Here is a 24,610-nt window from a genome sequence, read left to right as displayed (position 1 = left end):
GTTTTGATATCCACCGCCGAAGGTATCAGGGTGAAACCGGATTGTACAAAGTCTTTCAATCGATTTGTGATGATACGGTTCCCGGTAAAAAAATCATGTTATCCCTTATTCAATACTATAGTAACGATTCATCCTTCTCAGTATGATGAATTAGTAAGTCAATTATATGCATTAATGTATGGTGTGCCGATTCAAACGCATATTATGCAACTTGATGACATGTACCCATTCTATGAGACAGGTATCAAGAGGATCATAGGGTAAAGGTCAGTAATTTTTACTGTTTCCGCCACAATAAGATGAGCAAAAACCACCCCGAAACAATTAGGAGGTGGTTTTCCTTTCTTAGATTCATCTTATATATTACCTAGGCTCTGCGAGCCGGAGGAATGCTTTGGGGATTGTTTGGGCCCTACCATTTGCCAAAATGCTCTGCCTCCGTTCTCTTCATTAAAGTGTTTGGGAGGCCTGCGCAAGCAGAGAGGAAATCAAGGTGTAGTCTGGAGTAATTCCCTCCTTAATTTTGATCCATTTGCGTTCCGGCGGACCATCGTAGCCTTTTGGGAATTCCATACCCGCTGTGTTCATGATCATGAAGGTTATGGCATCCTTTGAAGGTGAAATCACCGCAGCATAGTGACCGTTTTTCAGAAAATGGGGCTTTTTATATTGAATCCGCTCTTCAACCGATGTGATAGTCTGGTGAACCATCTCTCTCAGTCGCTTTGAGAGTTCAATTTGCCATGCTGCTCCTAGTTTCTCGATATAGCTGGTTACCTCTTCGTTCATCATTTCCTATCAACTCCATTCGAGATATTTGTCTATGAAAAACATATCACACAGGGAATATTCCTGTAAATGGATATTCGGTTTTAAGGGTAACGGCTATGACAATAGAGAGACGCTCCTACTTTTTGATATGTAGTAGGGAACACAACTATACCATAGTGAATTATACTGCATATCGTAATAGCAAATGAGGAGGAGGTGATTCTTAATGTCTAATTTTTTGGACGCCAGATCTTCAGTGAATTCTAACATAGTTGGATTTCCGCAAACTCCTTTATCACCTTCACCAGAAATATTCGGTATTATCGGGCTGCAGACGCAGAACCTTGCTAATCCGATTGTGCTTTTGCAAGTAAGTGTTGGTGTACTTGGCGAGGAAGGTGATGTTTTTACAATCGATATCGTCCGAGGCCCCACATTTTCTCAGGCAAACGTTATTCATTCTGTCGATCTGGAAGTAACTAAAACCGGATTCAATCAAGTCAATTCTATTACTGCAGCAGATATACTTGCCCCTGCAGCTCCAGAAACAATATATACATCTTATATATCTGGTGTATCCACAACGATTCGAAACGGTCCAGAGGCACTCACAGGTATGGCGTCAAAATAACAACAGATTATGGATCGAAGCCTGATAGGGAACTCGCCTAACAGGCTCTCCTTATTGGATTAAATCAAACTAGTTGTAAGGGGGTATCGCAGGATGAAACGGTTGAAAATTTTGTTCGTTACCAAAGATTTCAGTCAATATTTAGAGCGGAATTTTTATTACTTTCAGCTGGAGCTTGCTAAATTTGCAGATTTGCAGGTGTGGCATCAACCCGGAGAGATGAGCGATATTTTGCGCCTGCTACCCTTTACGCCAGATTTTATTCTCTTTAATGATCGGTTTCATTCCACACATTGCCCTGAAGTAGGTGGCATAGAGGATTTAAAAATTCCCTGGGGTATGATCATGCATGATCTTCATGGGAAAGTGGATCTGCGCCGGCAGTTTCTTTCTAAGAAGCCCACACCTGTCATTTTCACGATTTACCGACAGGCTTTTATAGATAAATACCCAGAGTACAAAGGGAAAGTGCGCTGGTTGCCTCACTTTGCTGAACCTTCTGTTTTTTATGACTATAAACTGCCGAAAGTAACTGATCTCCTCCTCATGGGCTGCATTAACCGGAGAGTATACCCACTCCGCTACTTGATGCGCAATACGTATCTGAAACGCGAAGGTTTTGTATACCACAAACATCCTGGTTACGGCAACTTTACAGAACTCTCACCTATTGCTGACAACTTTGCCAAGGAGATCAACCTAGCGAAGATATTCCTGACTTGTGACTCGATTCTTCAGTATCCGCTGCGAAAATATTTTGAGGTACCTGCTTGTAACACTCTTCTTCTGGCTCCTTCCAATGAAGACTTGTTGGCACTTGGTTTTAAATCGGAGAAGAATTTTGTAGCTGTGAACGAACATGATTTTGAAGAAAAGGTGAGCTTCTACCTTCGTCCGGATAATGACTCGCAAAGACTAAGAATAGCCCAACAAGGCTATGAGTTTGTTCATCAGAACCATTCGACAGCTGTCCGGGTACAGCAATTACTGCAGATGATTCGAGAGTTGGTGTAGCTGTCGACAGAAAGAGAGGGAGGGACTCGAATTGAAGCGGATCATAACGATTATTGGTCTAGGCTATGTAGGCTTGCCACTGGCTGCGGCCTTTATGAGAAACGGTTTTAAAGTAATAGGAATAGATTTGGACGAAGAAAAACTGCAGTCGTTAAGGGAAGGAAGAAGCTACATTGATGATGTGCCGCATGAGGTGATTCATTGGGCCATCAGCCAGGATGTATTGAAGCCTTCATCTGATTTTTCCGAATCTGCGGTGTCAGAAGCAGTAATTATATGTATTCCTACTCCGCTTACCGAAGAAAGAGTGCCCGATTTGACTTATCTGGTGTCAGCTGCGGAAAGGATACGGCCATACCTACGATCGGGCCAGTTCGTTACATTGGAGAGTTCGTCTTATCCCGGAACAACAAGGGAAGTGCTGTTACCACTGCTGGAACAAAGTGGTCTAACAACGGGTAAAGAACTGTTTATTGGATTTTCTCCTGAGCGGGTTGATCCGGGTAATCGAGCGTTTATCTTGGAAGATATTCCGAAGGTAGTAAGCGGAGTAACGACTGAATGCCTCTTGCGTGCGGAAGAGCTATATGGGAATGTGTTCAAGAATATTGTTAAAGTGTCCTCTCCGGATACGGCAGAAATGACCAAATTATTGGAGAACACGTTTCGTTTTATAAATATTTCATTTATTAATGAGTTTGCGTTACTGTGCGATAAGATGAACATCAATGTATGGGAAGTGGTGGCAGCCGCGAGCTCCAAGCCCTTCGGGTTTACTCCGTTCTATCCCGGACCTGGGATTGGTGGTCACTGTATTCCGGTAGATCCCTTGTATTTACTCTGGAAGCTTCAGCAGACTGGGATTTCCTGTTCCTTTATAGAAATAGCCACTCGTATTAATCAGGAAATGCCAAGTTATGTGATTGCTAGATTGAAAGAAGTCATGCACAAGACTTCGCTGAATGGTGCGAGAATATTGGTACTCGGTGTGACATTTAAAGAGAATATTGCAGATATAAGGGAATCGAGCTCGGTGGAACTCATAAGATTATTGTTGAGAGAAGGTGCCGAAGTCTTGTATTTCGACCCTTATATCTCAAGTTTTTCTGTTGATGATCAAGTATTACATTCCGTCGAAATAGATAGGATGCAGCTCACTCATACCGACTGTGTTGTCATTGGGACTCATCATAAGCAGCTGCCGCTGCAGGAAGTCATTAACAATGCTCCTCTTGTTTTTGATACTAGAAATGCAATCCATGGCTTAAGCGGGAAGGCGAGAATCGTCACCCTTGGAACCGGGAAGGCAAACGATTCTTCCGTAATATAAATTCGTAAACGGAGGAATGGATATGAAAAGACGTATAGTGGTCGATATCAGGTTCAATAATATGGGGTTTCAAAAGGAACGGTTGACAAAACCTTGGATTCAACATCGAATCGGGCTTTTTAAAGAATTGACACTAAAAAGCCTTCTTCTGCAAAGTAATCAAAATTTTCTGACATTGCTTAAATATGATCCGAAATCGCATGATGCATTGTTCGAGGTTCTGGAAGAGACAGGGCTTCACTTGCCAGATAATATCCGTTTTGTGCCTGTGGGAGAGATAGACAGCGTGGTTTCATCTTACATTGAGGGTTATGACGAATTGTATATTACAAGGACAGATTCTGACGATCTGCTGCATAAGGAGTATATTCAGTTGCTGCATGACTACCGACATCTTCCGGATACTGAGGCTCTAATTAATCAAAACGGATATTATTGGGATTGGAATCGGAATGAGATGGCACCTGCCAAATATAGTTCTCCGCAATTTTATGTGCTCATATATAAGGCTGATAATTATAGAAAAGGAGAGCGTTACACGGTTAGAGATCACAGTTTTGTGATAAAATTCGCAAATGAAAAGTTGCCGGGAAGAAACTGGGTCAATGTGGTTCATTCTACGAACAGCTCACCAAAGAAGGTTCCTGGAGATCATCGCATGACACCTGACGAAATAGACAAAGTGCTTGTAAATTACTTAGGCAGATTCCAGAAACACTAGGCCCGAGGTGCTGTAGAACCATCACGAAGAGGACGGTGTTCTAATGTTCAAAAACAAGGTTGTGTTGATTACTGGTGGAACTGGTTCTTGGGGGAGGACGTTGACTCAAACATTGCTAAAAGAAGATCCGCAGGAAATACGAATCTTCTCCCGAAATGAATTTTCTCAAGTCATGATGCAAAGAGAGTTTGGGAATGATTCCCGGCTCCGTTTCATAATTGGAGATGTCCGGGATTACACCGCAGTAGAGGCTGGCTGCAAGGGAGTGGACTATGTCTTTCATTTGGCAGCCTTGAAGCATGTGCCTGTGTGTGAACTTCAACCTGAAGAAGCGCTAAAGACGAATGTGCTGGGCACTGAAAATATTATTCGGGCCAGTATTGCCCAGAAGGTTACAAAGGTAATCGACGTTTCAACGGATAAAGCGGTAAATCCGATTAATGTATATGGCATGACCAAGGCAATCGGTGAAAAGCTTATGATCCGAGCCAATGATCTAAGTGAGCATACTCGTTTCACTTGCATACGGGGCGGAAATGTCTTGGGAACCAATGGAAGCGTGGTGCCGCTGTTTCTTCAGCAGCTTCGCGAAGGTAGAGATCTGACCGTTACGGATATTGAAATGACCCGCTTTTTCCTGACGCTTCAGGAAGCCATATTTTTACTGCTCAAAGCAGCAACGACCGCGATTGGTGGTGAAACCTTTGTTATGAAAATGAAAGCATGCCGGATTATAGATATAGCTGAGGTGTTGGCGGAGCATTATTTACCCTGCGTTCCCCAGCTTAAGGAGATTGGCATGAGAGCCGGGGAGAAGAAACATGAAGTTTTGATATCCAGCTATGAGTCTCCGTATACGCTTAAGTATAATGAGCAATATTTCGTAATCTTACCATCAACCGATCAAGATCAGCTTTACCGTCACTATTCCAATTTCAAAAAAGCTTCGTTCGTTGAATATCACTCAAATGACAGTCTGGTAAATAAATCAGGTATTAAATCCCTCTTGCAGGAGGGGGGGTTCCTAATCTGATCACTATTAGCCTGTGTATGATTGTTAGAAACGAGGAAGAGCATCTTTCGGACTGCCTGCGGTGCGTCATTGATCTTGTGGATGAGATCATTATCGTGGATACAGGATCCTCTGACAGGACCAGACAAATTGCAGCGATATACACGAAACAAATCATTGAATTTAATTGGAATGATGATTTCTCTGAAGCAAGAAATTTCGCTTTCTCACAAGCTTCCATGGAATATATATTATGGCTGGATGCGGATGACCGTCTGATGGAAGTAGATCGGGGCAAACTGAGACGGCTTAAGGAACATTTGCAGCCCGGCATCGACTCAGTTGTAATGGAGTATAATCTGGCTATGGATGAGGAGGGCAGACCAGCTGTAATCACGCGTCTTCATCGACTCGTTCGAAGAATTAAGAAGTACATGTGGAAGGAACCGATTCATGAATATTTGGATGTATATGACGGTGAAACTATCATCTCTGATATTGCTGTCACCCATTGCCGGGTGGGAGATCATTCACTGAGAAATCTGGAAATACTCCGGAAATGGTGTGGTTCAAACGGAAAACTGCAAGGGAGACTACTTTATTACTACGCGAGTGAACATGCCGATCTCGGATGGTACGAAAAGGCGGTTGTATTTTTTAAACGGTATTTGCAAGAGGATCAGGGTGATCGTGAGGGTCAACTTATGGCTTGCGCCAGGCTGGCCGACTGTTATAGTAAGCTTGGACATTCAGAGGAACGATTACAGGCGTTATTAAAATCATTTCAATATGGTCTACCTCACGCGGAGTTTTGCTCTAATTTGGGCAGCTGTTTTGAAGAAAGAGAAGAGTGGGAAACGGCCGTGTATTGGTATACTCAGGCCCTTAATCTGGCCAAAGCCCCCCGAACATTGCCTCTCGAAAACAAGATTTTATCCACATGGCTGCCTCATTGCCGTTTATGTGTATGTTATGCGAGACTTGGAAATCTAACCAAAGCCTATGAGCACAATGCTTCAGCTCTGGTCTATTTACCGAATGACCGGAATTTAATTGCCAACAAGGTCAACCTTGAGCAGTTGATGTCAGTGATACACATGGAGTAAGGCTGCATTATTATTCTGCTGACTTGTATTATTATGTTATTAGTTGCAAAGTGTAAAACAGGCGCTCTGGCCTTATGCCGGGGCGCCTTTTCAAGGCATTTGTTGTTTAAAGGTAGGTTGCTATCAATTGCTGTTGAGCATTTCTTTTACCGCCTGCCAAAAAACGATATAATTTTGTTAATGCTCCATTCCAGATAGAAAAGGTGAAACCCGCTATGAATTTATTTATGAGAAAAGTAAAAGTCCCTTTCGTCAAATTCCGGAAAGCCAACACCCTCCGCAACGACTCGACCCAGCATGACTGGCAGCACTGGGCGGGCTACCGGGATCAGATTCAGCAAGTTCTGGAGCATACGCTGGAACATCACCGCTGCGGGCGCGGGCATATTTTGCTGCTCGGGGCCGGAAACGGAAACGATGTGCCCATTTCTTACATCGAGTCTATATTTGAACGGATCACGATTGTCGATATCGATGAACAAGCGCTGGACCGCTTTCTGGGTAAGTCGGCACACCCGGAAAAATACGAACGGGCAATCATTGATCTGAGCGGCGTAGGAACGGAAGTCTCTTCGCCGGATGATTTGAAAGAAAAGGTTGACGAATTGCTGCCAAACGTCGATTTCTCGCCTTTGCACCCTCCTTTTGATGTGGTCATGAATTTATGCTTCACGACGCAGCTCATCTCCGCCTTTTTTTACCGGAAGAAAAATAAAGTTGCCCATACGCCAGAATTCAGTGCTCAGCTGGACCGGCTGCTTGAACGGATTCATATCAATATCTTTCAATCTTTGCGGGGTCTTCTGGCACCGGACGGGGTGATTGTCCATTTAACCGATACTCTGCTGCTGCAGCATATCAAAACAACCGGCTATACCAGCCCGGCTTCTTATAAGATTCTGGAGCTGACGGGAGGAAATGTCCGGGGAAACTTGGATCTGATATACGAGCATCTGCCGGAGCTGGCTGAACAAGGCTTGTGCCTGCCGGGGGCATTTGTCCACGTTCATCCGCAAATTATGCGGTTGTATAAAGTTGAATTAAGGTTTGCGCTGCTGTGGGAATTCGTTCATGACGAATATGAGGACAGGGATTACTTGGTGAGCGCGCATGTGTTGACCAGGCTGTAGCGGAAGCTCTGGCTGATCAGGTATACATAGAAATTTATTTTGTTAGGATTGCGTGTATTTACAACTTGGATACATTTCGGCTTCAAGATGGATACAATCGGCTGTTAAGATAAACTCGAACAAAGAAAACAAGACACGAAGGAGAGAATCAAACATGCGTTACCCCCAATGGATTACAGCTTCAATCGCCACAAGCATACTTTTTGCAGGAATCGTATCGGCTCAGCCGGCCTTAGCTTCCGGCACTACGGCAGCGTCTGTCGCTTCGAATTCCGCCGCAGCCTCCCAAAAGCTGAACTTCACGGTGAGCGATGTGCCTTATTCGTCCGCGGAATACAAAAAAATCATTCAAGCCTTTGCTGCTTTCGACGGATTCGAAACCGCGTACGTACCTACCCGCATGATCACAGGCGATGCCTTCCAAAAAGTAGGCGTTGCCGGCGACAGCGTTACGTTCTTCTTTAAATACATGAGAGTTTCCGTGTCTCCGCGCGATTATTCCAACAGCTATAAAGGCACCGTAGTCACATTGCCTGAATCCAATAACGTGAAGGGCAAATGGTACAACGTAAATGGTACCGATATGCTCACGTTCCCTTTGAAGGACCGGTACGTTACCATCTCTGCGCCTTATCATTCGTTAAGTAAAACCAAGCTTGAGCATGTGGCCGTAGATGTCAGCAGATATGCGCCTTAAGTCTGTGCAGCAATTGTAACATGCGCGAATAGCTGAATAAGCACGGGGGAATCCGTGTTTGTAATCAGGTTGCACCGCCAGAGCAGCGGTAATCAGCACCAAAAGCCCGCGTCGGGCGAGCACCCGGCGCGGGCTTTTGCATGCTTATGCCAATGTTCATTCCTCTCCCGTAGCCACCGGATTCTCCTCATAACTAATCCAGTCGCTCCAGCTCCCCGCATACAGCTTCACATTCGTGTATCCCGCAGTCTCTAGTGCCAGCACATTCGGACAGGCGGTGACGCCGGACCCACAGTAAACGATGATCTCCGTATCCTTGTCCAGTCCCGCAAAATGCTCCTGCAGCTGCTCGGCACTCTTGAAGCTGCCGTCTGCATTCTGTGTGTCCTTCCAGAAGAAATTGACAGCTCCCGGGATATGTCCGGCTTTCTTATCCAGAGTCTCATTCATGCCTTGATAGCGGTCATTGGCACGGGAATCGATTAGAACGGGAAGAGCAGGGGACGAATCCGCAGCAGAAGACGAAGCGTGCACTGCAGCGTCCTTCGTCTGTTCAGATATCCGGCGAACCTCTTCAACATCGGCCAGCATCTGAGGCTGAATATTTGGCACAAAAGTACCCGGTACCCGCACCGGCTGATGATTGGTGACCGGGAATTTGTCGGCTTTCCAGGTACTGAAACCACCTTCCAGAATATATACCTGTTCATGCCCAAGATAGCGAAGAAGCCACCAGAGCCGCGCAGCGTTCATACCGCTCTCATCGTCGTAGGCGACTATACGTGAATCGTTGCCTATCCCGAGTTTGGCCAGCCGTGCTGCAAGGTTCTCCGGATCGGGTATAGGGTGGCGTCCGCCATGCTCCCCTACCGGAGAAGATAGATCCTGTTCCAAGTCCAGATAGACGGCACCTGGAATATGCTCCTGCTCATAGTTCTCCCGCCCATTCTCCGGTTTACCGAGCGTAAACCGGCAATCCACAATCGTCTGATCAGGCTCATAGAGCCTTGCCAACAGCCAGCGTTTGGAAACCGTAGCGTTCATTGGTACCCCATCCTTTGCTCTTTTCAGTATGAAATTTATTATAGCGGATAATCTGTAACCACGCAGACAAATGTCTATTCACACAGAGATATCTGTTAGAAAGGAAATTTAGTCATTCCGATGCTGAAACTGCTTAGAATTGTAGACGTTTGTCTTCATATTGTCAGAAGCTGCTTCTTTTATTTTGCAGAATTTCCTTATAGGTTTCGATCGCCCGTGCCCGTGAGCTCTTTAGATCAACGATGGCACCAGGGCGGGGAAGATGAATTTCTTTGTCCGACAAATCGGCTAGTTCCGGCAGCCAGGTGCGGATATAGCTACCGTTTGGATCATGAGTCTGTGATTGAGTGACTGGATTCATAATTCTAAAGTAAGGGGAGGCGTCAAATCCGAGCGAAGAGCTCCACAGCCAGCCGCCACGGTTCAGCACATTATCGTAATCGCTCAGCTTCAGACGGAAGTATCGTTCTCCGTATATAAACGGACAGCCCAGATTCTTGGTGAGGAACATCGCGGTAACCATCCGCAGTCGGTTCGGCATCCAGCCCGTTTCGTTCAACTGGCGCATAGCCGCATCGATGACCGGAATACCGGTTGCCCCCATGGACCAGGCTTCAAAAAATTTTGTACCCAGGCGGGTCAGATCAAAGATATTCTCATAGTTGAAAAAATCAGCATCCAGGCGGGCCTGAGCCAGATAAAAATCCCGCCAGGCCAGCTGCCTCAACCATTCTTCCGCTCCGCGGTCTTCTCCCGTCAGCCGTGAATAGATCGTCCGTGCTGAAATCGCTCCTGCATTTAGATGCCGGCTGATCCGGCTCGTGCCATCCTCTGCATATTGATCCCGTCTCACCGTGTAATTCAGCAGATTCTGACTAAGGAATTGATCGAGTGTACGATTTGCGTCCAGGTCATTTGTCCGTAAAGATAATTGCCGGAGCTGCTGGCCGATGTCATCCGGAACCCTGAAGGTGTTCGTTATATTGTGATCCAGGCTGGCCGTTTGCATTTCCTTCAGGCCCGCGGAATACGGAGGAAGGAAACGTTCTGCTAGGAAAGTACGCCAGCGTCGATAAAAGGGTGTAAAGACCTTATATGGCTCCGTCCTCCCGCTCCACTCCACGAAATCAGCCAGGTCACAAAGCATGCTGTCGGAATATGTTTGAAACTGGATGCCAAGTGAGGATGCAGTTTCATTCAACTGCTTGTCTCTCTTCACAGCATATGGTGTGTAATCTGCATGAACCATTATTTGCTCAATGGGATAGGTCTGCGCCAGCTTCTTAACGACTTCATCAGGCTCACCGTACAGAATATGCAGCTGTTTGCCCTCCCTGATGTAATCCTTCTCCAACCGTGCAACTTGCCCGAGAAAGGTCAGGCCGCTGTGTTCAAGATATCGTTCCTTGCGCAGCAGGAAAGGGTCAAGGATCAGGATATGCAAGCTGGTTACACCGGCAGACTGGATAGCATGAAAGGCCGGTAAATCGATCGTACGCAGGTCTTTGCGGTGAATGAAGAGAATCATAGGCGCGGCTTCCTTTCCGAGATAGACTGATCTTTTGATCATAGCGGGACCATACTTCTTCTGCAAGCCAAATAGGTTATTAACGGAGCATGCTCAGGATTATCCACTTCCACCATTTGAAGTATTGCCCTGTTTCACTTATGTCGGGATACAAGAATCAGGCTTTACAAAATCGAAATACCAGTGTACTATTTAACTAATACACCGGTACAGCGAATTATTTAACCGGTACATTAGATTTCAATCCAGGAGGGTGCCATGAGTCAAACTGCATATCATGTTAAATCATCAGGTTTTGGGAATGCGTCGATCGTATTGCAGATGAATGAGGTAAGCAAGATCATCAAAGGGAATGTCATCGTCGACAAGTTATCTTTTGATATCCGGAAGGGTGAAATTGTAGGTCTGCTAGGTCCTAACGGCGCAGGCAAAACAACCACCATCCGCATGATGACAGGACTCATCTCGATGACCGAAGGGGATGTGCTTGTACATGGACACAGCATCCGGAATGAATTTAACGAAGCGATAGCCCATATCGGCGCAATCATCGAGAATCCGGAATTCTATCCCTATATGACCGGCCTTGATAATCTGAAGCAATATCAGCGGATGACAGACGGTATCGAGGATAGCCGGATTGATGAAGTGGTGCAGTTGGTGGGACTGCAGGAAGCGATGAATAAAAAGGTTAAGGCCTATTCGCTTGGTATGCGCCAGCGGCTCGGGATTGCTCAAGCGCTGCTGCACCGGCCGAAGCTGCTGATTATGGATGAACCTACGAATGGTCTTGATCCTGCCGGTATTCGTGAAATGCGGGAGTATATGCGGACCATTGCTGAAGTAGAGGGGATATCGATCCTGATCTCCAGTCATTTGCTTGCCGAGATTGAACAGATCTGCCACCGGGCAGTAGTCATTCAGAACGGTAAGCTGGTAACGGTGACTAATCTGGGTGTGGAGCAAGATCACGAAGGAGTGGTAACCTTAAGTTTCCGGGTCAACTCCCTGGAGAAAGCATTGGATGTTCTTAAGGATAGTAATGATGTGCAGATTCTAGGTACGGAGAGCAGCCGCAGTGAAGTAACTGTATCTTTAAGGGAGCAACTGGTTCCGGATATAGCAGCGGCTCTGTCTGCCGGGGGAGCTGGCATTCACAGGATCACCGAGAATAAACAAAGTCTGGAAGAAGATTTCCTGAAATGGACGGGGGGTAACCGCATTGCATAAATTCACCCGATTGGTTCAGAACGAATGGCTTAAGATTTCAAAAAAACGGATGTTCCTTGTCCCTTATATCCTGCTGGTTCTTATGCCGTTGGTCATTGGTTACATTATATATTCCTTGTCAGCGGATTCGTTCCCAGGGGCCAATGACTTCACAGCAACATTAATGCTGCCCATTGCGTTAGGGAAAGCCGTTACGATGATTGCCATTATTGGCACAGCGGGTTCAGTGGCGAAAGAGCACAGCCAAGGGACGATTAAGTTTCTGCTGATTCGCGCCCGCAGCCGAACTATGATACTGGCATCAAAATATGTTGCAGTGCTGCTATATGCTATTAGCCTCACTTTCATTTCGGTACTGGCATCTTATGCCTCTGGCGTTTTGTGGTTTGGAGCGAGTGGTGGAGAAGCGGGTCTGACTGATATTATGCAGTCTATTGTCTATGGTTTTGTCTATACATTAGTGTATGTGACCTTAACCTTCATGATCGGCATATTGACGACTTCAACAGGTGTGACCATTGGGATTTCAATGTTCGCCATAGCGATAGATAATCTGGTGATCACCAAAAACTTCTATAAATACTTTCTATTTCCCAACTTGAACCTGAGCGCATACCAGAATGACAGCCCGCCTCTGCCGGGAATGACCTTATCATTCTCTATCGTGATGCTTGCGATTTATATGACTGTGTTCCTGATCGCCGGGTTTGTGGTATTCAAACGAAGGGACGTTGCTTGACCATGACGATCGAATTTGATAACAACTCACCCATCTACATCCAGATCATGAATTATATCAAGGGCGAAATCGTCAGGGGTAAGCTGAAGCCGGGAGATAAGATTCTTTCAGTGCGCGAGCTGGCTGTTGAACTTCAGATCAATCCGAATACGGTGCAACGAACATTCCAGGAACTGGAGCGTGAAGAGGTTGTGGAGACTCGAAGGGGAATGGGAAGATATGTGACAAGTGAGGAAGATAAGATCATGATGATTAAACAAGAAATGGCGCAGGAAGTGCTGGAACGTTTTATCCGCGGCATGAGAGAGCTTGGTTTTGACGGCGATGATATCGTATCTATCGTGTCCGATAGCATTCGCAACAATGATGGAGAATAGGGGGATCCACAGCGTGGAGAGCATACTACAGGTTCAGAACGTGAGTAAAAAATACAGATCCAAGCAAGCATTGCGTGGCGTATCCTTTGAACTTGGTGCCGGAAGAATCACCGGACTGTTGGGAAGCAACGGGAGCGGTAAAAGCACATTGCTCAAAATCATTGCCGGACTCACACAACCCTCCTCCGGATCGGTAACGGTGCTGGGTATTCCTGTGGGCGTTAGCAGCAAGGCATCTGTGTCATTTATGCCGGACCGGGCACTTACTGAAAGCTGGATGACGGTGGGGGACGCTCTGGGATTTTACCGGGAATTTTATGCTGACTTCGACCAAGACAAAGCCAATCGCATGCTGGAGTTTATGAAACTTAAGGCTTCCGATAAGGTCAAGACACTATCTAAGGGAATGAACGAACGGCTGCAGTTGACGTTGGCTTTATCCCGGAGAGCATCCTTGTATTTGCTCGATGAGCCGATCGGCGGGGTGGATCCGGTAGCGCGGACGAAGATTCTGGATGCGCTTGTGGAGTTCTATGAGGAAGACAGCACCATCCTGATCACCACCCACTTGGTCACGGATATTGAACGGATATTTGATGATGTAATCTTCATAAAAGATGGGGAGATTGTTATGCACCGCGAAGTAGAAGACATCCGCCTGCACGACGGCAAAAGCATAATTGATATGTTCAGAGAGGTGTATGCGGAATGCTGAAACTGCTAAAATACGATTTTAGGCGGAATAGGGATCTCTTCGCAGTAGCGTTAGTGATCACAGTGCTGCTTCAAGCCGGAATATGGATCTCCGCCGAGATTTCGGACTGGAATCCGGCGGTCCATCTCGTGGCAAGTGTCATGACTTATGCTGTAGTCGGCCTGCTTCTTCTTATCCAATGCTGTCGTACCTATGATTTCAATTTCAAAGCCTATCACCGGATGCTTCTTCCCGTACAACAGAGCTATAAAGTGTTATCACCATTACTCTTGTTTCTTCTGCTATTGTTAGGCTTGACTGCTCTCGGAGGCGTACATCTGGGGCTGTACACTCTTCTTGGGGATCATCCCCTTCCGGCGAATTTCTGGCCTGTGGCAGTACAGATGCAGCTTCAGCTTATCTGGTCAGCCTGCTATATTCTGATCTATATTATGCTTGCGATCACCGTTGCTCTCAGTGTGCGTTTTAAAGGTCGGGAGTGGATAGGAATTGCTACTTTTATTGCAGTGGACAGCGGTTTTTCGCTCTTCGTCCGCGCAGTTCTTGGACCGGATAGCGACGCCACGGGCAGTGTGTTTCAGATTGAATTCTCTGAGATGTCCGTTTCTTCGGGTGGAGCAGTCTCATTTACCCGGGAAGCCTACCACCTTTTACCGACCCTGATGGAGATGGGTTTTGCTGTACTTCTTATTTATATCATTACTTTGCTAGTCAAAAGAAGAGTGGAAGCATAGGTGGTGCGCACTTCTTAAGAGTTCATACCACACTATAAACAAACAAGACGTCTCTCCGTGAGGAGGACGTCTTTTCATGTATCTGTTCAGTTGAAGAACTTAGTGTTGTGCAATTGTCCAAATTTCCAATTCTTTCATAAGCAGATCTTCTTCTTCTTCATTCAGAATGAGACGAACTCCATATTGGAATTGGCCCAAACCATACATCCAACCCCAGCGGACACTTCCTTCCAGTCTTAACTTTACTTCATTGAGCTGGAAATGAACGATTAAACGTGTATCGCCTGTAGAGAAGCGGAGGTTCAGGGACGAGCGGACCTTGCAACCGGATCGGCTTAAATCTAGCAGTACACCCTCTGTCTGTTTTCCGGCACCTGGGCCTGCTTTACCCGCTGGCACTTCGATCCAGCATTCAATAGGCTGATTCATCACGTATCGGAATGGTTCTTTTCTGCTGGCGCCCTCCATTGTTTACCACCGCCCGTTTATTTGCTATTATATCGAAATGATTGGTTTTGGACAATACCTGATGAATGCACACAGGAGCTTCATGAAAGCACCAGAAAGAAATGGTGTTCAGAAGCTCCCGGAATTCTTGTTGTATGTAGACAGGTGGTATTACAGGTTGTACAGTGATGCCATACAGTCAACGAACATTTTGTTGTACTCGGCGCGGCTCAGATCATGGCTGGAGGCGATATCTCTGCCCAAGAACTCGAACCAAGTAATTTCAGTACCGTCTTTTTTGTAGATAAATTTCTGGTGCTGAATGGCGAATACGTCATTTTCATAAGAAGGTACATTTTCATACTTGAGAGGGGTTCCCTGTTTCTCAGCAATCAGGGTGGCCAGCAGGATCAACATTTTAAAGGGATCATCATACATTTCATATTGTTCGGTCATCGAAGTCACTCCTTATATTGGCATGGAATTCATAGCAAATTATACTACATCGAACAACAGTAAGCACTGTCTAGACATGATTTCATTATAATATTGCTAAAATGCGATAGCTTTATCAAGAAATTGCGTAAATCCCCCCGTCCGCTAATCTCAAATGAAAATTTGACCGATAAAAAATAAAACGACTGAACTCGACATTAAGGAGAATGTATTGTGTCATTGAACCTGCGTACGGTCTTTTCAAGCGCATTCGCAGTTGTTATTATTCTGCTGACTGCACTGCTAAGTTATGCAATAGGACAGGAATCCACTAAATCTGTAGAACAAAGTATAGGGAATTCCTTCGCGGAAGTCGCTTATCAAATGTCTGAGAATCTGGATTATTTCATGTGGTCCCACTCCGGTGAAGTGGAAGTGCTTAGCAAACTTAACGCTTTTCAGGAGCCGACGGATAAAGTGGAGATGAGCAGATTGCTCAATGAATTGAAAAAAAACATCCCGGTATTCACCTGGGTAGGATATCTCGATAAAAAAGGCAATGTGCTTGCTTCTACAGATAACATATTAATTGGCCAGAATATCGCAGAACGTCCGGTCTTTAAAGAAGGTTTAAAAGGCCCGTACATTGGTGACGTGCATGATGCTGTCTTGCTGTCCAAGTTACTGCCTAATCCCTCAGGAGAACCTTTGCAATTCGTGGACTACAGTACACCCATCTATAATAAGAAGTCGGAGAAAATAGGTGTTTTGGCTGCACACTTTAGCTGGGAGTGGTCACAAGAGGTCGAGAATTCCATTATGACTCCTATTAAGGATCGAATGAAGGATGTTGAGGTCTTTGTGGTCAGTAAAAAAGATAATACCATTCTGCTTGGCCCTAAAGAGCTTGTAGGCCAGAAAATGCCTGGCGCTGCACTTTCGAAAGCCCGGGCAGGTGAGAACTCATGGATGATCGATGACGCGGCGAGCGGTAAATTCTTCTTAACCGGTTACGCTTACGGTGACGGTTATCACAGTTATCCCGGATTGGGTTGGTCAGTTATCATTCGGCAGCCCACAGATGTAGCTTTCGCTTCTATTTATCAGCTTAAAAAGTATATTGTTCTGGCCGGTTTTGCAGCTGCGATTCTATTCGGAATTATTGGCTGGATTCTTGCCGGACTAATATCCCGTCCTTTGAGCAAGATTGCCAAGGCGGCAGATATGTTAAGTTCAGGTGAAATGGTAGAAATCCCCACAACCCATAGAATCAAGGATATTTCAGTTCTTTCACAGTCTCTGCGGAATCTGGTGAATAACCTCACCAAAACGGAATCTGCACTGGGGTATATGTCGGATATGGCCAGACATGATGTGTTAACCGGCTTGCCGAATAGGCTCGCATTGGATGATTTTCTTGCCCATGCCGTAAATAAAGCGAAGCAGAATCAGACCACCTTAAGTTTTCTTTATCTGGATCTCGATGGATTCAAAATGGTCAATGATACCTTGGGTCACGGGACAGGAGACAGATTGCTTCAGGAAGTTGCCTTCCGCTTGCTGGATTGTACCCGTGACAATGAGATTGTAACCCGGATCGGCGGAGATGAATTTGTCATCATCCTTAATACATCTGCTGCAAAGGCTATGCTAGAGGCAGAAGTGGTAGCCAAACGGATTATTAATACGATCAATTTGCCTTTTGAAATCGACGGAGAAGTGATTTCTGTAGGATGTAGTGTGGGAGCGGCAGTATGGAGTCCGGAAACCCAGGATACTAGCGAAATTTTACGCCTAGCAGATGAAGCCTTATATATTTCCAAGCGGAGTGGAAAGAACCGTATCACGTTTGAAACAGCAGTATAACGTTCACATCTCGACAACAGCGGTGATGTCCTTACAAGGATTCACTGCTGTTTTTTTGTTCAGCCTTAAAATCTAGCAGAAACTATAGTGAAACTTTGGGGGAAGGCACAAGCAGTATACTCACACAAGCATCTAATAAAGAGAAAGGATGTGATGATATGACGAAGGAGGAATTTATAGCAAGGATAACGCCGCTAGCGGTACAAGATATGCAACGTACCGGCATTCCTGCATCCCTAACCATTTCGCAGGCAGCATTACGGCTCGAACCACTGAATATTATAACGGGAAAGCTGTAAAGGTGAATGCGATGTTCCGTGCCTATAGCGATTGGAGAGAATTGATCTCTGATCACTCATCCATCATTCTAGACGGTGTTTCATGGAATCGGGATCTGTACCGAAGGGTCATTGGGGCTTCCGGTCAAACGGCAGCGAGGGAAATTGTAACTGCCGGTTATGTCACGGATCCGGATTATGCGTCGAAGCTTATCGGAATTATGGATTCATATCATTTGTACTCATTTGATGAAGGAATGGAGGAGGATGAGATGTCCACTGAAGACAAAAGGAAACTTGCAGATTTGGAAAAAGGAACGCTAGAGCTGCAATCGATGATTTCAGGGCTTGAGAGAAGTAAGGACACCCTTAAATCCGGACTCCAGGAACATAACCAGTCCATCATCAAAGTGACTGAACGCTTAGACATCTTCGAAGGCGAATCCCCAATGCGAGTCCCTCCATGGGCAGTAGGGAGGAGTAATAGATGAATAATGAAACGTTGAATGGCGTGCTGACTTTTGCTTCCGTATTGGCCGTTTTCGTAATGGCTTTGGTACAGCTTGTGAAGAATACCATTAATCTTCCCCGAAATCTCGTTCCAGCGGTTGGTTTAGTTATTGGACTGTTGGTTGGTGTACTCTCCTACCCCTTTACTCCTATGGATCTGACGTTGCGCCTTTGGTCTGGAGGTTTGGCCGGGTTATCGGCAACGGGGTTATTCGAACTGGCATTTAACAAGCGAGATGGGAATACGAAGGATAAATAAGCTTAATTTGTTTATAAAATCAGCTAATAAATACTAGAGAATGTCCAATTCTTTCAAGTGAGGAATTCATATACTGCATATAGATAATACGAAAGGAGGTGCTTATTATGGGAACCTATGTTGATGGTAGAACATCTCAGAATGCGAGTTATGCCAACTCTATCCTAACCCCTATTCTTGCTATTAATTCACCACAGATATTTGGACAGATCGGGTTGATAACTGCAGGTGTTACTACAAATCCGCGTGTCATGTTAAAAGGAACAATCTCTGTAAAGCTTCCACTCGCATTATTAGGTCTTACAATTACCATTGTAAGAGGGACCTTGCCTACAGATCCATTGGTTTATTCTGCAACTTCAACCTTCAGCTTAAGTGTACTGGCCCCTCAGGTGATTACGTTCTCAGCGGATGACTTTAATCCTCCGATAACCCCACAGTTGACGTATACAGCGTTTGTAAGCTCCAGCTTGTTGGGAACAATTCGTGTAGGTCCTGAAAACTTTGATGGTATTCTGGTTTCGGATTAACTCTTCAGCAACTGTTGAAGTTAAGACGGGAGTCTATTTTGACAATAACCCAAGCACCCTGCGGGTATATTTCATATCCTGTGTTAACTCAACGAAAAAGGAGGAGTTATCATGAGTGAGGAAAGAGGATATAGCCCAGCGTTCACATCCACAAGTGCCATATTGGTTCTATTCATTCTTCTGGTAATTATAACCAAATCTTTTTGGGTATAATTTCGACAGAGCTTAGTCTAGTAATTTCCTCCGAGTTTAAGTGACCCTGGCGTGTAAGCGCCGGGGTCATTTTATTAGAAGGTGCTATGAATCTCACAATAATATTGCCGGAGTACACAAGCAGAAGAGCTGTAAACTGCATCTCTTATATTATCAAAAGTGAAAGAGGTGTATTTCATGAATGACAGAGACAGAATTCGTAGAGCATTAGAAGCTTTAAGAGTACAGCGGGCTATCCTGAGGGAAAGACTAGAGGAGATTAATGAGAACCTTAATCGTGTACCTATTGGAAGCCGGGCTAGACGTGAACTGCTTGCAGCGAGAGCATCCATTCGTGAGGCTCTTCGTTTAAATGCAATCGCACGCAGAAATCTAAGAGCTGTACTTCTGTAAATTGTAGCCATTCAACTGGAGAGTTTGTTAACCCGTATTAGGGTACAGACCCTCCTTTTATTTGCATGTACAGATCTTCTAACTGAAATAGATTGGAAGTACTATACTCGAAAGCACGTCCCATTATATAATAAACATGTAAGTTTCAAAAATAGATCAGGCGGTGTTGATGTTGTCTTGGGAACCAGTTGGCTTTATGTTTTTCTCAACTTTAGAGTTTTTTGCTTGGTATGCTTTGAGTTTGGCGATCTTCCGATTTAAAATGACGGATTATGCTTGGCAGGCTTTATTTGTTATCATTCTGATGAATTTACAAAGCTATGTGTTGCGTAATGAATTGTCCTTGGAGTTCATTGTTCCCTTAACAAATATATTGATATTTACGTTGCTGTTCACAACGGTTGTTAGAATACCAATAGCAAGTTCTTTGATTGTTACCATCTCAGGATTTATAGTATTTGCTATCATTCAGACGGTTATTGTAGAAATCGTATTTGGATCTATTGCAGAGGCTCAATCTACGCTTGCGAATGGTTATGCACTTCAAAGTATGACGGCAGTAATCGTCTTTCCACTGGCTCTGTTATTGTATAAGTACGGCTACGGTTTTTCCTTCAACCTTGAACGCCTCAGGTTCAAGTTTGAGCACGTCATTACGATCTCGACTATTGTTATCTTCTTGGCGGTAATGACGTTCACGTTATATTACAACCGTGTTTGGATCAATATTTTCTTTTTTGCCGTTACTTTATTGTTCTTTCTTTATTATGCGACGGGAAAGGAAAGGGAAGCATGATTGACTCCCTGGCACTAAGAATGGCAGAAGGCATTAAAAAGAGAACGACAGATCATCCGGCTTCCGTAGCCGTTTTGAAACATGCTCTGGCGGTGATTATCAATACGTTGTCTATTATTGTCTTTTCCATATTATCTGGTGTGCTAACGGGACATTTACAAGAAATGCTTACAATTCTGGTGGCTTTTGGCGCACTGCGAATGATATCCGGGGGGAAGCATCTCAGAACGGGTACTCTTTGTGTGGTGGTTACGACTTCACTGTTCACGGGAATGTCTTTACTAAATCCTTCAGGATATTGGCTGATGAGTATGAATGTGGTCAGTATATTACTTGTCTTGTTGTTCGCTCCTTCAGGCATCGAGAAACAATCGCGGATCCCGCGTAAATATTATCCGCTTCTGAAATGGATCTCCGCCTTGATGGTAACCAGTAATTTAGTATGGGGTTCATCCATCCTTGGGGTATGTTTTTTGGTACAAGCTTTAACCTTGGTATCGTGGAGGGGGGGGGAGACCCCGTGAACTTATGGAATAAACTTGCATCAGCTTTAGCCCTGGTGGCTGTTGTCATCGTTACTTCAGCAAGCGTACTTTACATCTATAGTGGTGACACACCGGAAGAACTTCTTAAATAATTGGGGATGTAGTTATGAATACAATATCTGTATCAAAGGATTCTGAAGCAAATGAAGGTCTAATGCAGTTGGCTATTGATGATATACTATATATTGAATATTCGCGGAAACCCGATCGGATTATTTTTCATACGATGCAGGAGATGTATTACTCTCTCGGAACGCTAACATATTGGCAAAATGCTCTGTGCAATAGCGGGTTTAATTTTAGGTTGGTGGACCGGACGAATGTGATTAATCTGGATAAAATTGTGCAGATGGACGGTGTATTCCACGTAGCCTATTTTGAAGAACAAATTACATCCCAATCCAAGCGGTGTACAATGACACATGTAAGATTTGAAGAAATTCGAAAGCTGCTTGGGATAGATACAACGTCTATAGTATGGAGATAAAAAGCCGCTGATAGCGGCTTTTTATCTTCCTATTCTGTGATTTTTTGATGTAAAAAAAGATTGTAAGTGTTCAGTACATCGTCAAGCAATTGGCTCGCTCGTATAACCTCGGGATCAACCAAGCGTCTATAGGAAGACAGCTTGTTCAATTCTTCCCGAAGTTCCTCGATCTTCAGAATGATTTCCTCCAAAACAACAACTCCTATAAATTGAATATCTATGTATGTACGACTGTGCCTTGTGGATATCCGAGAAGAATTGACTCGGCACAAGCAAAGTTTATTATCAATTCGCTAATTCGTCTTGATATCCTCCAGAATTTTCATTTTTTATTTGGTGGGTTGCATAAAAAAGATAGAGTGGGATTTTTAGGTGGCAAAAATAATCGAGGCTCCCTTTCGGGAGCCTCTTTCATGGGAGAGGAGAAACCGGACGAAGAGCTTATGGGGAAACGTAAGCTTACTTCGCGGTTATCTACGACATTTGCGATGTCGATAATTACATGATGTCCCGCAGGAGGAAGTCTTATACATCTAATTTTCGGACCGTTCATATAGGGCAGATTTGAGATCGTATAATGAGTTTTTATTTAATGCCCTGAATGTGGTACGATAGGCGTGGATTAATGCCTTGAGGGCATCATAATACAGAGATATAGAACAGGTGATGACGGTGAGAGTTGTATCTGGCAGTGCCAAGGGAAGACCCTTGAAGAGTGTTCCCGGGAATGGGACACGCCCCACGACCGACAAGGTCAAAGAAGCAGTTTTTAGTATGATAGGCCCTTATTTTGAGGGTGGCGCAGCGCTTGATTTATTCGCTGGTACAGGGGGTCTCGGAATCGAGGCGCTAAGCCGGGGAATGGAACGCGCGGTGTTTGTGGATATGGAGCCGAAAAGTATCGAAACAATTCGTGCTAACCTGAAAGCAACAGGCTTTGAATCCCGTGCGGAGGTCTACCGCAATGATGCTGGTAGGGCGCTTAGCGCACTTGAGAAACGGGGACGGGCGTTCGAGCTTGTTTTTCTCGACCCTCCATACCGATTGAAATCAGGGGACGAGCTCATGAGCAGCATGGCAGCTAAAGGCCTTTTGGAAGAAGCAGCAGTCATTGTCTTGGAACATGAATCTGCTTATGTCTACCCTGAAGATATTCCGGGATTCCGCAGGCTGAGACAGGCTGTGTATGGAGAAACAACGATTTCTATTTACAAGTATGAAGCCACTGACGGGCAGGGACCCGAGGTTGGAGAGGAGGCGCAGGATGAGTCTGCAGAATAGAAAGGAAAGTGTCGCCATATACCCGGGTACCTTTGATCCGGTTACCATGGGACACATGGATATCATTCGGCGCGCAGCGAAGCAATTTGATCATCTGATTGTTGCCGTACTCAATAATTTGAGCAAAAACCCTCTGTTTACCGTAGAAGAGCGTACCGAATTACTCAGACAGGCGACCATTGATATTCCTAACGTGGAGATTGACAGCTTCCGTGATCTGCTGGTTAATTATGTCCGGCAAAAGGATGCGCAAGTAATAGTGCGCGGAATTCGGACAGTGACCGACTTTGAATATGAGCTGCAGAATGCCTCCATTAATCATAGTTTGAATCCGGACGCGGAAACCATCTTTATGATGACGAACCCGCGGTATTCGTATTTAAGTTCAAGCGTTGTTAAAGAAATTGCCCACTTTGGCGGAAATGTATCGGAGTTTGTTACTCCTGAAGTGGAGCTTGCCATGAAGCGTAAGTTCAATTTGAACCGCGCTTAAGCGCTGAGAACAGACTTAGAATGACAGAGAGCAGGAATAGAAGTAGAAGTAATGCAGCCTGCAAAGTAAGCCACACAGGGAATGTGCTCCAAATGGACATTAACCTCAGATTCCAGGGATCGAATGTTCCAGGCGCGGCAAAGGCCGGCAGGGCTTCTTCGTGAAGGGTCATGAGTGGTTTCCATAGGAGTATGGTCAGCAGGTAAGCATAGCTCGCATGCAGAAGCCGGACTCCCGCAAAAGGCAGGTATGAAATCCCGACTGGCTTTAAAATGGTAAGCACCTGAAGCTGTGAACAAATTCCACTCCAGGCGAGGGCTGCAGACAATAATGCTATCTTTAAAGTCCCATTCCATATAGGGATTATCACAGCAGCGCCATCGGTCAATGACTGGGCGCCTAAATGGATCTCCAGTATTCCTGCTGGCAGTGCTGTCGGAAGTGCTGGGAACAGACGGAGGATGATGCTCGTGATTACAGAGAAAATAATCATGTATCCGCCAACAATCATGAGACTTTGCACGGAATTCGTTACGGATTCACCGAGGAGCCGGCCGAAGTTGCGGCCATCCTCCGAGTGAGCTTTTATTGCAGCGCCAAGGACTCGGCGGTATAAACTTGTATGACTGATATTGTCTGATGCCACAGATGGAGGATGTTCCGTTGAATCGGAACGTCTTCTTCCTATATACCCGGCAGTCAGCCCCGAGAGCAGACCGGAAATCCAATGTATGGCAAGCAGTCCATAACCGGTTGCCGGACTGTGCAGAAAGGCGACTCCGACCACAATCAAAAGAGTCACCGGACTACCGAAATGCACGAGTGCGGCAAGTCGTCCTGCTTCCTTGTCTGAAACACTGCCTTGCTTATGCAGTTGCAGAACACCCTGTGCTCCAGAGGGGAATCCGGCAGTAAGTCCCTGAACCAGTGTCCATGCGCCTGCTCCCGGCAGCCGGAAAATTTTTCGCATGAGTGGCTCCAGCAACACACCGATTCCATGGACAAAACCGGACGCAGTCAGCATCTCGGATAGGATCAGAAATGGGAGAAGTGCCGGGAATACCAAATTCCACCACAGTTTCACACCGCCCAGTGAAGCCTGAAAGGAAGCTTCTGGACTAGATATGATAGCAACGGCCAGAAAGATTGCAACGGCACCGGAGAGGAATGGTGCTGAACTCTTGGAAATGCGGTTTATTTTAACGTTCATTTTACGGTTCACCTCTTCATAACTTAAGGCAGACTAGTATGCTATCACTGTATGCAGAAGAGACAACCATCATGCCAAGCGCTTACTG

The 24,610-nt window shown here is 45.3% G+C and carries 33 protein-coding genes; 26 read left to right on the top strand and 7 right to left on the bottom strand.

The annotated features are described in order from the left end of the window. Positions 1–450 precede the first annotated feature (450 nt). Positions 451–789 (bottom strand): DUF1801 domain-containing protein, encoded by a 339-nt coding sequence (locus ACAN55_RS19245; RefSeq protein ID WP_379136582.1) that lies wholly within the window; start codon positions 787–789, stop codon positions 451–453. A 208-nt stretch (positions 790–997) separates the two neighbouring features. On the opposite strand from ACAN55_RS19245, the gene ACAN55_RS19240 reads away from it, so the two are divergent. From ACAN55_RS19240 to ACAN55_RS19205, 8 genes are all read left to right on the top strand, one after another. Next, positions 998–1,402: a hypothetical protein gene (locus ACAN55_RS19240; RefSeq protein WP_379136538.1), complete on the top strand. Its 405-nt coding sequence runs from the start codon at positions 998–1,000 to the stop codon at positions 1,400–1,402. 93 nt (positions 1,403–1,495) lie between these two features. Continuing rightward, positions 1,496–2,416, top strand: a complete 921-nt coding sequence (locus ACAN55_RS19235; RefSeq protein WP_379136535.1) for a glycosyltransferase — start codon at positions 1,496–1,498, stop codon at positions 2,414–2,416. Between the two features lie 31 nt (positions 2,417–2,447). Further along, entirely contained in the window at positions 2,448–3,746 is a 1,299-nt protein-coding gene (locus ACAN55_RS19230) for a nucleotide sugar dehydrogenase (RefSeq protein ID WP_379136533.1), read from the top strand. Positions 3,747–3,768: 22 nt separating this feature from the next. Then, positions 3,769–4,467, top strand: coding sequence for a glycosyltransferase (locus ACAN55_RS19225; RefSeq protein ID WP_379136530.1), 699 nt, complete (start codon positions 3,769–3,771; stop codon positions 4,465–4,467). A 43-nt stretch (positions 4,468–4,510) separates the two neighbouring features. Further along, the gene (locus tag ACAN55_RS19220) at positions 4,511–5,500 is read left to right on the top strand and encodes a polysaccharide biosynthesis protein (protein WP_379136528.1); all 990 of its coding nucleotides are present in this window, start codon (positions 4,511–4,513) and stop codon (positions 5,498–5,500) included. Positions 5,501–5,517: 17 nt separating this feature from the next. Continuing rightward, positions 5,518–6,585 (top strand): glycosyltransferase, encoded by a 1,068-nt coding sequence (locus tag ACAN55_RS19215; protein WP_379136526.1) that lies wholly within the window; start codon positions 5,518–5,520, stop codon positions 6,583–6,585. A gap of 227 nt (positions 6,586–6,812) precedes the next feature. Beyond that, positions 6,813–7,715: a hypothetical protein gene (locus ACAN55_RS19210; RefSeq protein ID WP_379136522.1), complete on the top strand. Its 903-nt coding sequence runs from the start codon at positions 6,813–6,815 to the stop codon at positions 7,713–7,715. 154 nt (positions 7,716–7,869) lie between these two features. Continuing rightward, positions 7,870–8,412, top strand: coding sequence for a hypothetical protein (locus ACAN55_RS19205; RefSeq protein ID WP_379136520.1), 543 nt, complete (start codon positions 7,870–7,872; stop codon positions 8,410–8,412). Between the two features lie 156 nt (positions 8,413–8,568). On the opposite strand, the gene ACAN55_RS19200 is transcribed toward ACAN55_RS19205, so the two are convergent. Together ACAN55_RS19200 and ACAN55_RS19195 are read right to left on the bottom strand one after the other, a co-directional pair. Beyond that, a complete protein-coding gene (locus ACAN55_RS19200; RefSeq protein ID WP_379136517.1) occupies positions 8,569–9,456 on the bottom strand; it encodes a sulfurtransferase in 888 nt (295 codons plus the stop codon). 163 nt (positions 9,457–9,619) lie between these two features. Further along, a complete protein-coding gene (locus tag ACAN55_RS19195; RefSeq protein WP_379136514.1) occupies positions 9,620–11,026 on the bottom strand; it encodes a cryptochrome/photolyase family protein in 1,407 nt (468 codons plus the stop codon). Positions 11,027–11,242: 216 nt separating this feature from the next. On the opposite strand from ACAN55_RS19195, the gene ACAN55_RS19190 reads away from it, so the two are divergent. Genes ACAN55_RS19190 through ACAN55_RS19170 form a run of 5 tightly spaced genes read left to right on the top strand, consistent with a single transcriptional unit; the run spans position 11,243 to position 14,779 of the window. Beyond that, the gene (locus ACAN55_RS19190; protein WP_379136512.1) at positions 11,243–12,214 is read left to right on the top strand and encodes an ABC transporter ATP-binding protein; all 972 of its coding nucleotides are present in this window, start codon (positions 11,243–11,245) and stop codon (positions 12,212–12,214) included. After that, positions 12,207–12,953 carry an ABC transporter permease gene (locus ACAN55_RS19185; protein ID WP_379136509.1) on the top strand — a complete coding sequence of 249 codons (747 nt, stop codon included), beginning with the start codon at positions 12,207–12,209 and terminating at the stop codon, positions 12,951–12,953. The genes ACAN55_RS19190 and ACAN55_RS19185 overlap by 8 nt, the downstream gene beginning before the upstream one ends. A 2-nt stretch (positions 12,954–12,955) precedes the next feature. Then, the gene (locus ACAN55_RS19180) at positions 12,956–13,330 is read left to right on the top strand and encodes a GntR family transcriptional regulator (RefSeq protein WP_379136507.1); all 375 of its coding nucleotides are present in this window, start codon (positions 12,956–12,958) and stop codon (positions 13,328–13,330) included. Between the two features lie 13 nt (positions 13,331–13,343). After that, positions 13,344–14,045 carry an ABC transporter ATP-binding protein gene (locus tag ACAN55_RS19175; RefSeq protein ID WP_379136504.1) on the top strand — a complete coding sequence of 234 codons (702 nt, stop codon included), beginning with the start codon at positions 13,344–13,346 and terminating at the stop codon, positions 14,043–14,045. Then, the gene (locus ACAN55_RS19170; protein ID WP_379136500.1) at positions 14,039–14,779 is read left to right on the top strand and encodes a hypothetical protein; all 741 of its coding nucleotides are present in this window, start codon (positions 14,039–14,041) and stop codon (positions 14,777–14,779) included. Before ACAN55_RS19175 ends, ACAN55_RS19170 begins: the two co-directional genes overlap by 7 nt. A gap of 99 nt (positions 14,780–14,878) precedes the next feature. Here ACAN55_RS19170 and ACAN55_RS19165 read toward each other — a convergent pair whose 3' ends face one another. Together ACAN55_RS19165 and ACAN55_RS19160 are read right to left on the bottom strand one after the other, a co-directional pair. Continuing rightward, positions 14,879–15,208 (bottom strand): PilZ domain-containing protein, encoded by a 330-nt coding sequence (locus ACAN55_RS19165; RefSeq protein ID WP_379136580.1) that lies wholly within the window; start codon positions 15,206–15,208, stop codon positions 14,879–14,881. Between the two features lie 189 nt (positions 15,209–15,397). Beyond that, complete coding sequence (locus tag ACAN55_RS19160; protein WP_379136497.1) at positions 15,398–15,682, bottom strand: hypothetical protein; 285 nt, start codon at positions 15,680–15,682, stop codon at positions 15,398–15,400. Between the two features lie 213 nt (positions 15,683–15,895). Between ACAN55_RS19160 and ACAN55_RS19155 the strand changes: the two genes are divergently transcribed. The 11 genes from ACAN55_RS19155 to ACAN55_RS19105 all read left to right on the top strand — a co-directional run bounded on the left by ACAN55_RS19155 (position 15,896) and on the right by ACAN55_RS19105 (position 21,538). Continuing rightward, positions 15,896–17,527, top strand: coding sequence for a sensor domain-containing diguanylate cyclase (locus ACAN55_RS19155; protein ID WP_379136494.1), 1,632 nt, complete (start codon positions 15,896–15,898; stop codon positions 17,525–17,527). A gap of 158 nt (positions 17,528–17,685) precedes the next feature. Further along, complete coding sequence (locus tag ACAN55_RS19150; RefSeq protein ID WP_379136491.1) at positions 17,686–17,826, top strand: hypothetical protein; 141 nt, start codon at positions 17,686–17,688, stop codon at positions 17,824–17,826. Beyond that, a complete protein-coding gene (locus ACAN55_RS19145; protein WP_379136578.1) occupies positions 17,760–18,296 on the top strand; it encodes a glucosaminidase domain-containing protein in 537 nt (178 codons plus the stop codon). Before ACAN55_RS19150 ends, ACAN55_RS19145 begins: the two co-directional genes overlap by 67 nt. Then, positions 18,293–18,574, top strand: a complete 282-nt coding sequence (locus tag ACAN55_RS19140; protein ID WP_379136489.1) for a holin — start codon at positions 18,293–18,295, stop codon at positions 18,572–18,574. Before ACAN55_RS19145 ends, ACAN55_RS19140 begins: the two co-directional genes overlap by 4 nt. A 107-nt stretch (positions 18,575–18,681) precedes the next feature. After that, on the top strand, positions 18,682–19,104 hold the full coding sequence (locus ACAN55_RS19135; RefSeq protein WP_379136486.1) for a hypothetical protein: 423 nt from the start codon (positions 18,682–18,684) through the stop codon (positions 19,102–19,104). A 111-nt stretch (positions 19,105–19,215) separates the two neighbouring features. Next, on the top strand, positions 19,216–19,317 hold the full coding sequence (locus ACAN55_RS19130; protein ID WP_379136481.1) for a YjcZ family sporulation protein: 102 nt from the start codon (positions 19,216–19,218) through the stop codon (positions 19,315–19,317). Between the two features lie 177 nt (positions 19,318–19,494). Next, complete coding sequence (locus ACAN55_RS19125; RefSeq protein ID WP_379136479.1) at positions 19,495–19,710, top strand: hypothetical protein; 216 nt, start codon at positions 19,495–19,497, stop codon at positions 19,708–19,710. 172 nt (positions 19,711–19,882) lie between these two features. Beyond that, positions 19,883–20,506 (top strand): hypothetical protein, encoded by a 624-nt coding sequence (locus ACAN55_RS19120; RefSeq protein ID WP_379136475.1) that lies wholly within the window; start codon positions 19,883–19,885, stop codon positions 20,504–20,506. Continuing rightward, the gene (locus ACAN55_RS19115) at positions 20,503–21,030 is read left to right on the top strand and encodes an accessory gene regulator ArgB-like protein (RefSeq protein ID WP_379136472.1); all 528 of its coding nucleotides are present in this window, start codon (positions 20,503–20,505) and stop codon (positions 21,028–21,030) included. Before ACAN55_RS19120 ends, ACAN55_RS19115 begins: the two co-directional genes overlap by 4 nt. Further along, positions 21,027–21,143 carry an AgrD family cyclic lactone autoinducer peptide gene (locus ACAN55_RS19110; protein WP_379136469.1) on the top strand — a complete coding sequence of 39 codons (117 nt, stop codon included), beginning with the start codon at positions 21,027–21,029 and terminating at the stop codon, positions 21,141–21,143. The genes ACAN55_RS19115 and ACAN55_RS19110 overlap by 4 nt, the downstream gene beginning before the upstream one ends. Positions 21,144–21,157: 14 nt before the next feature. Continuing rightward, positions 21,158–21,538, top strand: coding sequence for a LytTR family transcriptional regulator DNA-binding domain-containing protein (locus tag ACAN55_RS19105; protein ID WP_379136466.1), 381 nt, complete (start codon positions 21,158–21,160; stop codon positions 21,536–21,538). A 29-nt stretch (positions 21,539–21,567) separates the two neighbouring features. Here the strand turns inward: ACAN55_RS19105 and ACAN55_RS19100 are convergent, their stop codons facing one another. Beyond that, positions 21,568–21,729 (bottom strand): Spo0E family sporulation regulatory protein-aspartic acid phosphatase, encoded by a 162-nt coding sequence (locus ACAN55_RS19100; protein WP_379136464.1) that lies wholly within the window; start codon positions 21,727–21,729, stop codon positions 21,568–21,570. Positions 21,730–22,210: 481 nt separating this feature from the next. Between ACAN55_RS19100 and rsmD the strand changes: the two genes are divergently transcribed. Together rsmD and coaD are read left to right on the top strand one after the other, a co-directional pair. Then, a complete protein-coding gene (rsmD, locus tag ACAN55_RS19095) occupies positions 22,211–22,819 on the top strand; it encodes a 16S rRNA (guanine(966)-N(2))-methyltransferase RsmD (RefSeq protein WP_379136460.1) in 609 nt (202 codons plus the stop codon). After that, positions 22,803–23,312: a pantetheine-phosphate adenylyltransferase gene (gene coaD / locus ACAN55_RS19090; protein WP_379136457.1), complete on the top strand. Its 510-nt coding sequence runs from the start codon at positions 22,803–22,805 to the stop codon at positions 23,310–23,312. Before rsmD ends, coaD begins: the two co-directional genes overlap by 17 nt. On the opposite strand, the gene ACAN55_RS19085 is transcribed toward coaD, so the two are convergent. Then, positions 23,293–24,522, bottom strand: coding sequence for a nucleoside recognition domain-containing protein (locus ACAN55_RS19085; protein WP_379136453.1), 1,230 nt, complete (start codon positions 24,520–24,522; stop codon positions 23,293–23,295). The two genes, coaD and ACAN55_RS19085, sit on opposite strands and share 20 nt — an antisense overlap. Between the last annotated feature and the right edge of the window lie 88 nt (positions 24,523–24,610).

The sequence above is a fragment of the Paenibacillus oryziterrae genome, assembly GCF_042610485.1.
GTDB lineage: Bacteria > Bacillota > Bacilli > Paenibacillales > Paenibacillaceae > Paenibacillus_AQ.
The sequence above is the reverse complement of the archived record's forward strand: the minus strand, read 5'-3'. Positions and strand labels throughout refer to the sequence as shown.

Bases quoted from the DNA above. Each gene is read 5' to 3' on its own strand.
- ACAN55_RS19160 (WP_379136497.1), bottom strand. From the start codon at position 15,682: ATGACCGAACAATATGAAATGTATGATGATCCCTTTAAAATGTTGATC.
- ACAN55_RS19190 (WP_379136512.1), top strand. From the start codon at position 11,243: ATGAGTCAAACTGCATATCATGTTAAATCATCAGGTTTTGGGAATGCG.
- ACAN55_RS19235 (WP_379136535.1), top strand. From the start codon at position 1,496: ATGAAACGGTTGAAAATTTTGTTCGTTACCAAAGATTTCAGTCAATAT.
- ACAN55_RS19135 (WP_379136486.1), top strand. From the start codon at position 18,682: ATGGGAACCTATGTTGATGGTAGAACATCTCAGAATGCGAGTTATGCC.
- ACAN55_RS19085 (WP_379136453.1), bottom strand. From the start codon at position 24,522: ATGAACGTTAAAATAAACCGCATTTCCAAGAGTTCAGCACCATTCCTC.
- ACAN55_RS19215 (WP_379136526.1), top strand. From the start codon at position 5,518: ATGATTGTTAGAAACGAGGAAGAGCATCTTTCGGACTGCCTGCGGTGC.
- coaD (WP_379136457.1), top strand. From the start codon at position 22,803: ATGAGTCTGCAGAATAGAAAGGAAAGTGTCGCCATATACCCGGGTACC.
- ACAN55_RS19115 (WP_379136472.1), top strand. From the start codon at position 20,503: ATGATTGACTCCCTGGCACTAAGAATGGCAGAAGGCATTAAAAAGAGA.
- ACAN55_RS19225 (WP_379136530.1), top strand. From the start codon at position 3,769: ATGAAAAGACGTATAGTGGTCGATATCAGGTTCAATAATATGGGGTTT.
- ACAN55_RS19220 (WP_379136528.1), top strand. From the start codon at position 4,511: ATGTTCAAAAACAAGGTTGTGTTGATTACTGGTGGAACTGGTTCTTGG.
- ACAN55_RS19165 (WP_379136580.1), bottom strand. From the start codon at position 15,208: ATGAATCAGCCTATTGAATGCTGGATCGAAGTGCCAGCGGGTAAAGCA.
- ACAN55_RS19205 (WP_379136520.1), top strand. From the start codon at position 7,870: ATGCGTTACCCCCAATGGATTACAGCTTCAATCGCCACAAGCATACTT.
- ACAN55_RS19245 (WP_379136582.1), bottom strand. From the start codon at position 789: ATGAACGAAGAGGTAACCAGCTATATCGAGAAACTAGGAGCAGCATGG.
- ACAN55_RS19125 (WP_379136479.1), top strand. From the start codon at position 19,495: ATGAATGACAGAGACAGAATTCGTAGAGCATTAGAAGCTTTAAGAGTA.
- ACAN55_RS19240 (WP_379136538.1), top strand. From the start codon at position 998: ATGTCTAATTTTTTGGACGCCAGATCTTCAGTGAATTCTAACATAGTT.
- ACAN55_RS19210 (WP_379136522.1), top strand. From the start codon at position 6,813: ATGAGAAAAGTAAAAGTCCCTTTCGTCAAATTCCGGAAAGCCAACACC.
- ACAN55_RS19105 (WP_379136466.1), top strand. From the start codon at position 21,158: ATGAATACAATATCTGTATCAAAGGATTCTGAAGCAAATGAAGGTCTA.
- ACAN55_RS19140 (WP_379136489.1), top strand. From the start codon at position 18,293: ATGAATAATGAAACGTTGAATGGCGTGCTGACTTTTGCTTCCGTATTG.
- ACAN55_RS19200 (WP_379136517.1), bottom strand. From the start codon at position 9,456: ATGAACGCTACGGTTTCCAAACGCTGGCTGTTGGCAAGGCTCTATGAG.
- ACAN55_RS19195 (WP_379136514.1), bottom strand. From the start codon at position 11,026: ATGATCAAAAGATCAGTCTATCTCGGAAAGGAAGCCGCGCCTATGATT.
- ACAN55_RS19150 (WP_379136491.1), top strand. From the start codon at position 17,686: ATGACGAAGGAGGAATTTATAGCAAGGATAACGCCGCTAGCGGTACAA.
- ACAN55_RS19170 (WP_379136500.1), top strand. From the start codon at position 14,039: ATGCTGAAACTGCTAAAATACGATTTTAGGCGGAATAGGGATCTCTTC.
- ACAN55_RS19180 (WP_379136507.1), top strand. From the start codon at position 12,956: ATGACGATCGAATTTGATAACAACTCACCCATCTACATCCAGATCATG.
- ACAN55_RS19130 (WP_379136481.1), top strand. From the start codon at position 19,216: ATGAGTGAGGAAAGAGGATATAGCCCAGCGTTCACATCCACAAGTGCC.